The following is an 8,773-nucleotide window of genomic DNA, read 5'->3' on the forward strand; positions in this document are numbered from 1 at the left end:
CACCCTTTTTCTGTGTTGGCCCTCCCTTTTCTCCTCCCCCCCCTCTCCCCCCCCTCCCCCCCCCCCCCCCCTCTTCCCCCCCCCCCCCCCCCTGGCCCCCCCCCCCCCCCCCCAGGGCGACGGGCCGTCAGTAGCGGTAGTGCTCCGGCTTGTACGGGCCCTCCACCGGCACGCCGAGGTACTCGGCCTGCTCCTTGCTCAGCTCGGTGAGCCGCACTCCGAGGGCGTCGAGGTGCAGGCGCGCGACCTTCTCGTCGAGCACCTTGGGCAGGCGGTACACCTGGCGCTCGTACTGCCGCTCCTCGGCGGGGCGGGCCATGTCGGCGAACAGCTCCATCTGGCCGATCACCTGGTTGGCGAACGAGTTCGACATGACGAACGACGGGTGCCCGGTCGCGTTGCCCAGGTTGAGCAGGCGCCCCTCCGACAGCACGATGATCGACCGCTCGGCGCGGCCGTCGCCGGCCGGCAGCGTCCACTCGTGCACCTGCGGCTTGATCTCGGTCTTCACGACGCCCGGGACGGCGGCGAGCCCGGCCATGTCGATCTCGTTGTCGAAGTGCCCGATGTTGCCGACGACGGCCTTGTCCTTCAGCGCGAGCATGTGCTCGACGCGCACGACGTCCTTGTTGCCCGTCGTGGTGATGACGAAGTCGGCCTCGCCGATCGTCTCGTCGAGCCGGGCGACCTGGAAGCCGTCCATCGCCGCCTGCAGCGCGCAGATCGGGTCCACCTCGGACACGATGACGCGCGCGCCCTGGCCGCGGAACGCCTCGGCCGCGCCCTTGCCGACGTCGCCGTAGCCGCACACGAAGGCGACCTTGCCGCCGATGAGGATGTCGGTGGCGCGGTTGATGCCGTCCGGCAGCGAGTGGCGGATGCCGTACTTGTTGTCGAACTTCGACTTGGTGACCGAGTCGTTGACGTTGATCGCCGGGAAGATCAGCTCCCCCGCCTCGGCGAGGTGGTAGAGCCGGTGCACGCCCGTCGTCGTCTCCTCGGTGACGCCGCCGATGCTCTGCGCGATCGTCGTCCAGCGCAGCGGGTCGGAGTCGAGCGCCCGGCGCAGCACGCCGCGCACCACGTTCATCTCGTGGGTGTGGTCCGGCTCGCCCGGCAGCGTGTCGGGCGGCACCACGCCGGCGCGCTCGTACTGCAGGCCGAGGTGCACCAGCATCGTGGCGTCGCCGCCGTCGTCGAGGATGAGGTTGGGGCCGCCCTGGCCGTTCTCCGCGCCGGGCCACACGAGGATCTGCTCCGTGCAGTCCCAGTACTCCTCGAGGCTCTCGCCCTTCCACGCGAAGACGGGGACGCCCTGCGGGTCCTCGGGGGTGCCGTGCGGGCCGACGACGATCGCCGCGGCCGCCTCGTCCTGCGTGCTGAAGATGTTGCAGCTGGCCCAGCGGACCTCGGCGCCGAGCGCGACGAGCGTCTCGATGAGGACGGCGGTCTGGACCGTCATGTGCAGGGAGCCGGCGATGCGGGCGCCCGCCAGCGGCTGCGCCTCGCCGTACTCGGCGCGCAACGCCATGAGGCCGGGCATCTCGTGCTCGGCGAGCCGGATCTGGTGCCGGCCGGCCTCCGCCAGCGCGAGCGAGCGCACCTTGTAGCGGCCGGGAGCCTCGTCGAAGCCGGTCGTGCCGGGTGCCTCAGCGGTCGTGGACATGGTCGCCCTCCTGGGGTCTGCGGTATGAGCCGTGTGCGCTGGGGGCTCCCGTCTGCGCGTGGCCCGCCGTCGGTCGCCGACATGGCGGGCCAGCACCCAGGGTAGACCGCGGCAGGTCCGGGACGCAGCGAGGCCGGCACCCGTCCGGGTGCCGGCCTCGCCTTCGTGTCGAGCTCCGTCAGCGCTTCGACGCGCGGTAACCCGCCTTGCGTGCGGCCGCCTCGGTCGTGAAGCACTCCTCAGGCTTGGTCTTCTTGTAGTACTGACCGCCCGGCACGTGATAGATCCAGTCCGTCGAGTGGGACGTGGTCTGGTTGCCCTTGATCGGCGCCCAGCTGGGGCAGTTGTACTCGCTCACCGGGGTCGTGCGAGACGGCTTCTTGCCCTGCTTGACGACGAGCTTCTGGGTGAGCTTCTTCGTCTTCGTGCCGGACCAGACCTTCTTCTTCGCCGACGTCAGCTTGTAGGTCTTGTAGGTGACCTTCGTCGTCACCGTGTACGTGCCGGCCCTGAGCGCCACGGACGTCTTGTTCTTGGCGACGTACCTGCCCCGCTGGGCCACCGTGAGCGTCTTGGTCTTCACCGAGACCTTCCCCTTGGCGGTGACGCTCGGCTTCACCGTCGCCTTCTTCTTGTAGGGCGCGGTCTTGGTGCCGATCTTCTTGACCGTCACGGACGTGGCGGTCGCCGCCGACGCCGACGGCGCGGACAGCGTCGCGGGGACGACGGCGAGCGGCGCGGCCAGCAGCGTCACGGCGGTGACGAGGGCGACGAGGCGTCCGCGACGACGCGCGGGCAGGGTCGGGTTCACAGGTGTCTCCAGGTGGGAGGCCCCGTTCCCGGGGCAAGGGTCCGCGATGCGATCCGCGGGCACGCCCTCTCGCCGGGCGGTGCGTCGGAATCGCGGGACAAGTATCCCCGAGCAAGCCCGCCGACCCGGCCGTCAGCGGCGGACTTCACCCATCGACGACGAGGCGCCCGCCCCCGACGAGTGTCGGGGGCGGGCGCCCACGGTCCGTGCGGGGCAGGCCCGCTCAGCTCTCCAGCGACGGCACGACGTCCGGGTACTCCTCCAGCCATGCCTCGACGCCGGCGGCCGGGTCGTCCGCGTTCTGGTTGACGACCTGGTCCTCCAGGGCGCCGTACTGCTCGTCGTCCAGCTTGATCTTGCTGATCCAGTCGGCGACCTCGGGGTTCTCCTCCGAGAAGCCCTCGGTGCCCAGGAAGTGCAGCCCCTCGGTCTCGCCGAGCGCGCCCTTCGGGTCCTCCAGGTCCTTCACCGGGAAGGCGGAGTTGGCCCAGAACGGACGCCACAGCGTGACGAGGATGTCCTCCTTCTTGTCCGTGGCCTTCTTGAGCTCCGTCAGCATCGCCTGCGTGGACGACTCCTTCAGGGTGTAGCCGGCCTCGTCGAGCCCGTACTCGGGGATGACCGAGTTCTTCGTGATGTCCGTGAGGCCGGCACCGGGCTCGATGCCGATGATCTCGCCGTTGAACGTGTCGGTGTTGGCCGCGAGCTCGTCGATCGAGTCGATGTCGGTGTACTCCGGCACCGCGAAGGTCAGCTTCGCGTTGTCGTAGTAGGTGTCCAGGTCCTCGATGTCGCCCTCGTACTGCTTCATGTACGAGGCGTGCGTCACCTCGGGCCAGGCGGACGGGTAGATGTCCACGTCGCCGTCGGCCAGGGCGGTGTAGAGGACGCCCGCGTCGCTGATCTCCTTGTGCTCGACGGTGTACCCCGCCTCCTGCAGCTTGGCGTCCAGCAGGTACGCGGTGCTCAGGCCGTCGGTCCACGAGGGGATGTAGCCGAGGGTGATGGTCTTGTCGTCGCCGCCGCTGCCGCCGTCGTCGCTGCCGCAGGCGGCCAGCGTGAGGCCGAGCGCCACGACGGACGTGAGCGCGACGCCCCGGCGGAGATGCTTGCGATGGGTGTTCATCTGAAGAGTTCCTTTCGTCGTCGGGGACGCGAGGCTCCCCGAGATCAGTTCTTCGGTCAGACGCCGGCGCCGACGGCGGACTCCGCCGCCTTCTTGCGGCTCGTGAGCTTCGTCAGGAGGGCCCTGCCGGTGGGCTGACCGATCGCGCCGGTCAGTCGGTCCAGGTAGATGGCCAGGATCACGACGGACAGCCCCGCCTCGAACCCGAGCGCCACGTCGATGCGCGAGATGGAGGTGACGACCTCCTGGCCGAGGCCGCCGGCCCCGACGAGCCCGGCGACGACCGCCATGGACAGCGAGAGCATGATCACCTGGTTGACGCCGGCCATGATCGTCGGCAGCCCCAGCGGCAGCTGGATGCCGCTGAGGATCTGGCGCGACGTGCCGCCGAAGGCCTCGCCGGCCTCGACGGTCTCGCGGTCGACCTGCCGGATACCGAGCTCGGTGAGCCGCACCCCCGGCGGCAGCGCGAAGATGATCGTGGCGCAGACGCCGGGCGCGACGCCGATCCCGAAGAAGATGACCACGGGCACGAGGTAGACGAAGGCCGGCATCGTCTGCATGAAGTCGAGCACCGGTCGCACGACGGCGCTCACGGTGTCGTTCTGGGCCGCCAGGATGCCCACGGGCACGGCGATGATCAGGGCGATCAGCGTGGCGACGAGCACGAGGCTGAGCGTCTCCATCGCGGGTTCCCACATGTCCATGCTGATGATCAGCAGCGTGCCGACCAGCGTGAACAGCGCGAACGTCCAGGAGCGCACGAGCAGGGCCAGCACCGCGAAGATCACGGCCATCACCAGCGGCGGGGGTCCCAGCAGGATGCTCGAGATCAGGTCGACGAGGAACGTCAGCGCCGCGCTGATGCCGTCGAGCAGCCCTTCGAGGTTGTCGGTGATCCAGTCGACGGCGTCCGCGACGGCGTCACCGATGTGCAGGTCCGGCAGCGGGTTGCCGTCGGCGGCGGCGAGAAGCGTGGGGGACATCAGAGAGCTCCTGCCGTGTCGGGGGCGGACTGGCCGTCGGCGGGTCGTTCACCCGTGCCGTCGCCGTCTCGGCCGTCGCTCGGGACGGCGTCGACGCTGTCGGGTACGGAGAGCGCGCTGAGCAGCGTGACCCTCGGGATGACACCCTGCAGCCGGCCCTGCTCGTCGACGACCGCCAGCGGGGCGCGGCTCGAGGCCGCGTCCCCGAACAGCTCGATGAGCGGGGTCTCGGGCGTCACCCGGATGACCGGCTCCCCGCTCAGGGGCAGCCGGTCGGCGCCGGTCTTGACCGCGGCGGCGACGTCCTCCTCCCAGACGAAGCCCTCGAGCCGGCGGTTGCGCCCGGTCACGAGCAGGGCGGGGACCTGGTGCTCGCGCAACAGCTTGTGCGCGGCCTTCGGGCCGGTCTCCGCCCCGACGACGGCCACGGGCCGCTCCATGACGGCAGCGGCGGTGAGCACGCGGCTGCGGTCGACGTCGGCGACGAACTGCGCGACGTAGTCGGTGGCGGGCTCGTTGAGGATCTGCTCGGCCGTGCCGACCTGCACGATGCGACCGTCGCGCATCATGGCGATGCGGTCGCCGAGGCGCATGGCCTCGTTGAGGTCGTGGGTGATGAACAGGATGGTCTTGCCCAGCTCGGACTGGAGCTCCAGCAGCTGGTCCTGCATCTCCTTGCGGATCAGCGGGTCCAGGGCGCTGAACGCCTCGTCCATGAGCAGGACGTCGGTGCCCGAGGCGAGCGCGCGGGCCAGGCCGACGCGCTGGCGCATGCCGCCCGACAGCTCGGACGGCAGCGAGCCGCCCCAGCCGGCCAGGCCGACCATGCCGAGGGCTTCCTCGGCGCGCTGCTCGCGCTCGGCCTTGTTCACGCCCCGCAGCTGCAGCGGGTAGGCGGCGTTCTCGCCGACGGTCCGGTGCGGCAGCAGCGCGAAGTGCTGGAACACCATGCTGACCTTGGTGCGGCGGACCTCGCGGAGGCCGGCCTTGGACAGGTGCGTGACGTCCTGCCCGTCGATGCTGATGGATCCGGCGGTGGGCTCGAGGAGGCCGTTCACGGTGCGGATCAGGGTGGACTTGCCGGAGCCCGACAGTCCCATGACGACGAAGATCTCGCCGGGCGCGACGTCGAACGTGGCGTCGATGACCGCGGCGGTGAGGCCTTCCTTGCGCAGCTTGGCGCGATCGGCGCCTTCTTCCAACATGCGGACGCCACGCTGCGGGCGGCGTCCGAAGATCTTCGTCAAACCATTTGCCTGGATGGCTGACACAACTCTCCCGGGGTCGGGGACATGGCCTGCCCGGTGCGACGGCAACGCTCGTCGGCCGGGCGTGGGCGGCATCGGCACGGGATCGCACCGGCACGACACGGCCACACACTGTTCACGACGTTAGGCCATCTCCGGCACGGCTCTGTACGCGGCCCTGGCAAAACCCTCGTGATCTTTATCATGCTGTGACCAACGGGGCCGATGAGGCACGGATCCACCCCGGTGTCATCTGGAACTGTCCAGCGCCCCGGGCATCCACCCCGGACCGGTCGCTACGGTGACCTGGTGCCCTCGCTCCTCGGACCGCTCCGTCGTGACCGCGACCGCCTCCATCTCGCCCTCATGCTCGCCCTGACGTTCTCCACCGGGATCGCGGACGCCGTCGGCTATCTCGGCCTCGACCGGGTGTTCACCGGCAACATGACGGGCAACGTCGTCATCCTCGGGATGGCGCTCGCCGGAGGGGACGACCTCCCCGTCGCCGGGCCGGTGCTCGCGCTGGGCACGTTCATGGCCGGGGCGGCGCTGGCCGGCGTCGTGCTGCGGCCCGTGCAGGTGGGGTGGACGACCCGCACCACCGGGATGTTCGCGACCGTCGGCGCCCTGCTGGCGGCGATCACGGTGCTGCTCGCCGTCTCGGGCGACGACCTGCCGCACGCCGTGCAGCTCACCGTGACCGGGCTGCTGGCCCTCGCGATGGGCATGCAGGCGGCGACGGCGCGTCATCTGTCGGTCAAGGACGTCACGACGGTCGTCGTCACGTCGACCATCACCGGCCTGGCCGCCGACTCCCGCCTCGCCGGCGGGCACGGCACGAACTCCGGGCGGCGCATCGCCGCGATCGCCCTCATCTGCGCCGGTGCCGCCGCCGGCGCCCTGCTGCTGCAGGCCCACCTGGCGTGGGGCGTGGGCGTGAGCGCCGTGCTCACGCTCCTCGTCGCCGCTCTCGGACACACCACGGAGGACCCTCGATGACGTTCACTCCCCCGACCCCCCACCCCACGCGCCCGGACCTGCGCGGCACGTTCGGGATGGCCGCCTCCACGCACTGGCTGGCGAGCGCGAGCGCCCAGTCGGTGCTGGAGCGGGGCGGCACCGCGTTCGACGCGGCCGTCGCGGGCGCGTTCGTGCTGCACGTCGTCGAGCCGCACCTCAACGGCCCCGGCGGGGACATGACGGCGATCCTCGCGACGGCGGACGAGCCCGCGCGACCTCGGGTGCTGGTGGGCCAGGGCCCGGCGCCGGCCGGGGCGACGATCGCGCACTACCGCGACGCCGAGGGCCTGGACCTCGTGCCCGGCTCGGGCGCGCTGGCGGCCGCCGTGCCTGGCGCCGTCGACGCGTGGCTCCTGCTGCTGCGCGACCACGGCACGTGGACCGTGGCCGACGTCCTCGCCCCCGCGATCGGGTACGCGCGCGACGGCCACCCGGTGCTGGCCGCCGTGTGCCGGACGATCGAGGGCGTCGCCGGGCTCTTCCGCGAGCACTGGCCCACGTCGGCGGAGCGATGGCTGCCGGGCGGGCGCGCCCCGCGGCCCGGCGAGCTCCTCACCAACCCCGAGCTCGCGGCCGTGCTCGCGCGCCTCGTCGCCGCCGAGACCGACGCCGCCGCGGACGGTGCCGACCGGGCCGGCGCGGTGGACGCCGCCCGAGCCGCGTGGAGGGCCGTCGTCGGCGAGGCCGTCGAGGAGTTCGTGCGCACCCCGCACCGGCACGCCGACGGCCGCGACCACGCGGGGGTGCTGTCCGCGGCGGACGTCGCGGGGTTCGAGGCGTCGTTCGAGGACGCCACGACCATCGACTTCCGCGGGTACACCGTGGCCAAGACCGGGGCCTGGGGGCAGGGCCCCGCACTGCTGGAGGCGCTGCGCATCCTCGACGGGTTCGACGACGCGCGGCTCGACCCGTCGACCGAGCTCGGGGCGCACACGGTGCTCGAGGCGCTCAAGCTCGCCCTCGCCGACCGCGACACCTGGTACGGGGACGACGACCGCGGAGGCGGCGTGCCCCTCGACGTCCTGCTCTCCGCCGAGTACGCCGCCGCCCGCCGCGCCCTGATCGGCGAGCGCGCGTCCCACGACGTCCGCCCCGGCGACGTCGCGGGCCGCGACACCCCGGTGATGCCTCCCCTGCGCACGTCGTACGCCACGGACGTCCCGGCCGCGGCCCTGCCCGGCGCCCCGGCCGGGGGCCCCGCGGCCGGCGTCGGCGAGCCGACCGTCGTCGTCGGGGCGACCGCGCCCCTGAACGGCGACGGCCTCGAGACCGACGCCACGGGCGCGACCCGCGGCGACACGTGCCACCTGGACGTCGTCGACCGCTGGGGCAACATGATCAGCGCGACGCCGTCGGGCGGCTGGCTGCAGTCCTCCCCCACGGTGCCCGGACTCGGCTTCGCCCTGGGCACCCGGCTGCAGATGACGTGGCTGGACGAGGCGTCGCCGTCCGCGCTGACGCCCGGCCGCCGGCCGCGCACCACGCTCACCCCGACGCTCGTGCTGCGCGACGGCGAGCCCGTGCTCGCGTGCGGGTCGCCGGGCGGCGACCAGCAGGACCAGTGGCAGCTCGCGTTCCTGCTGCGCGTGCTGGTGGGCGGGTACACGCCGCAGGAGGCGATCGACGCCCCGGCCCTGCACACGACGTCCGCGCCGGGCTCGTTCTGGCCGCGCACCTGGACGCCCGGCGGTGCCGTCGTCGAGGACCGCCTCGGCGCCGACGTCCTCGCCGGGCTGGCCGAGCGCGGCCACGTGCTCACGCTCGCGGGCGACTGGGCGCTCGGGCGCCTCAGCGCCGTGTCGCGCGACCCCGCCACCGGCGTGCTCGGCGCCGCGGCGAACCCCCGCGGCGCGCAGGGGTACGCCGCGGGCCGCTGACGACAGCGGCCGATCCGCCTCTCCCCCCGGGGGTCGTGGC

The 8,773-nt window shown here is 72.3% G+C and carries 7 protein-coding genes; 2 read left to right on the forward strand and 5 right to left on the reverse strand.

Translation table 11 applies throughout. The features are described from left to right. Positions 1–127 precede the first annotated feature (127 nt). The 5 genes from ahcY to ACFCZN_RS16895 all read right to left on the reverse strand — a co-directional run bounded on the left by ahcY (position 128) and on the right by ACFCZN_RS16895 (position 5,860). Entirely contained in the window at positions 128–1,666 is a 1,539-nt protein-coding gene (gene ahcY / locus ACFCZN_RS16875; protein ID WP_429767108.1) for an adenosylhomocysteinase, read from the reverse strand. Positions 1,667–1,844: 178 nt separating this feature from the next. Then, entirely contained in the window at positions 1,845–2,477 is a 633-nt protein-coding gene (locus ACFCZN_RS16880; RefSeq protein ID WP_429767110.1) for a hypothetical protein, read from the reverse strand. 223 nt (positions 2,478–2,700) lie between these two features. After that, positions 2,701–3,603, reverse strand: a complete 903-nt coding sequence (locus ACFCZN_RS16885; protein ID WP_429767112.1) for a glycine betaine ABC transporter substrate-binding protein — start codon at positions 3,601–3,603, stop codon at positions 2,701–2,703. Between the two features lie 56 nt (positions 3,604–3,659). After that, the gene (locus ACFCZN_RS16890) at positions 3,660–4,589 is read right to left on the reverse strand and encodes an ABC transporter permease (RefSeq protein WP_429767114.1); all 930 of its coding nucleotides are present in this window, start codon (positions 4,587–4,589) and stop codon (positions 3,660–3,662) included. Then, on the reverse strand, positions 4,589–5,860 hold the full coding sequence (locus tag ACFCZN_RS16895) for a glycine betaine/L-proline ABC transporter ATP-binding protein (protein WP_430557509.1): 1,272 nt from the start codon (positions 5,858–5,860) through the stop codon (positions 4,589–4,591). The genes ACFCZN_RS16890 and ACFCZN_RS16895 overlap by 1 nt, the downstream gene beginning before the upstream one ends. A gap of 285 nt (positions 5,861–6,145) precedes the next feature. On the opposite strand from ACFCZN_RS16895, the gene ACFCZN_RS16900 reads away from it, so the two are divergent. Both ACFCZN_RS16900 and ACFCZN_RS16905 read left to right on the forward strand, forming a co-directional pair. Further along, positions 6,146–6,835: a YoaK family protein gene (locus tag ACFCZN_RS16900; protein WP_430557510.1), complete on the forward strand. Its 690-nt coding sequence runs from the start codon at positions 6,146–6,148 to the stop codon at positions 6,833–6,835. Beyond that, positions 6,832–8,733, forward strand: coding sequence for a gamma-glutamyltransferase family protein (locus ACFCZN_RS16905; protein ID WP_430557511.1), 1,902 nt, complete (start codon positions 6,832–6,834; stop codon positions 8,731–8,733). The genes ACFCZN_RS16900 and ACFCZN_RS16905 overlap by 4 nt, the downstream gene beginning before the upstream one ends. The last annotated feature ends 40 nt before the right edge of the window (positions 8,734–8,773 follow it).

Origin of the sequence: Isoptericola sp. NPDC056134 (assembly GCF_042264825.1) — a bacterium.
GTDB lineage: Bacteria > Actinomycetota > Actinomycetes > Actinomycetales > Cellulomonadaceae > Isoptericola > Isoptericola nanjingensis.

Excerpts from the sequence above, each read along its gene's own strand:
- ahcY (WP_429767108.1), bottom strand. The coding sequence starts at position 1,666 with ATGTCCACGACCGCTGAGGCACCCGGCACGACCGGCTTCGACGAGGCT.
- ACFCZN_RS16885 (WP_429767112.1), bottom strand. The coding sequence starts at position 3,603 with ATGAACACCCATCGCAAGCATCTCCGCCGGGGCGTCGCGCTCACGTCC.
- ACFCZN_RS16890 (WP_429767114.1), bottom strand. The coding sequence starts at position 4,589 with ATGTCCCCCACGCTTCTCGCCGCCGCCGACGGCAACCCGCTGCCGGAC.
- ACFCZN_RS16905 (WP_430557511.1), top strand. The coding sequence starts at position 6,832 with ATGACGTTCACTCCCCCGACCCCCCACCCCACGCGCCCGGACCTGCGC.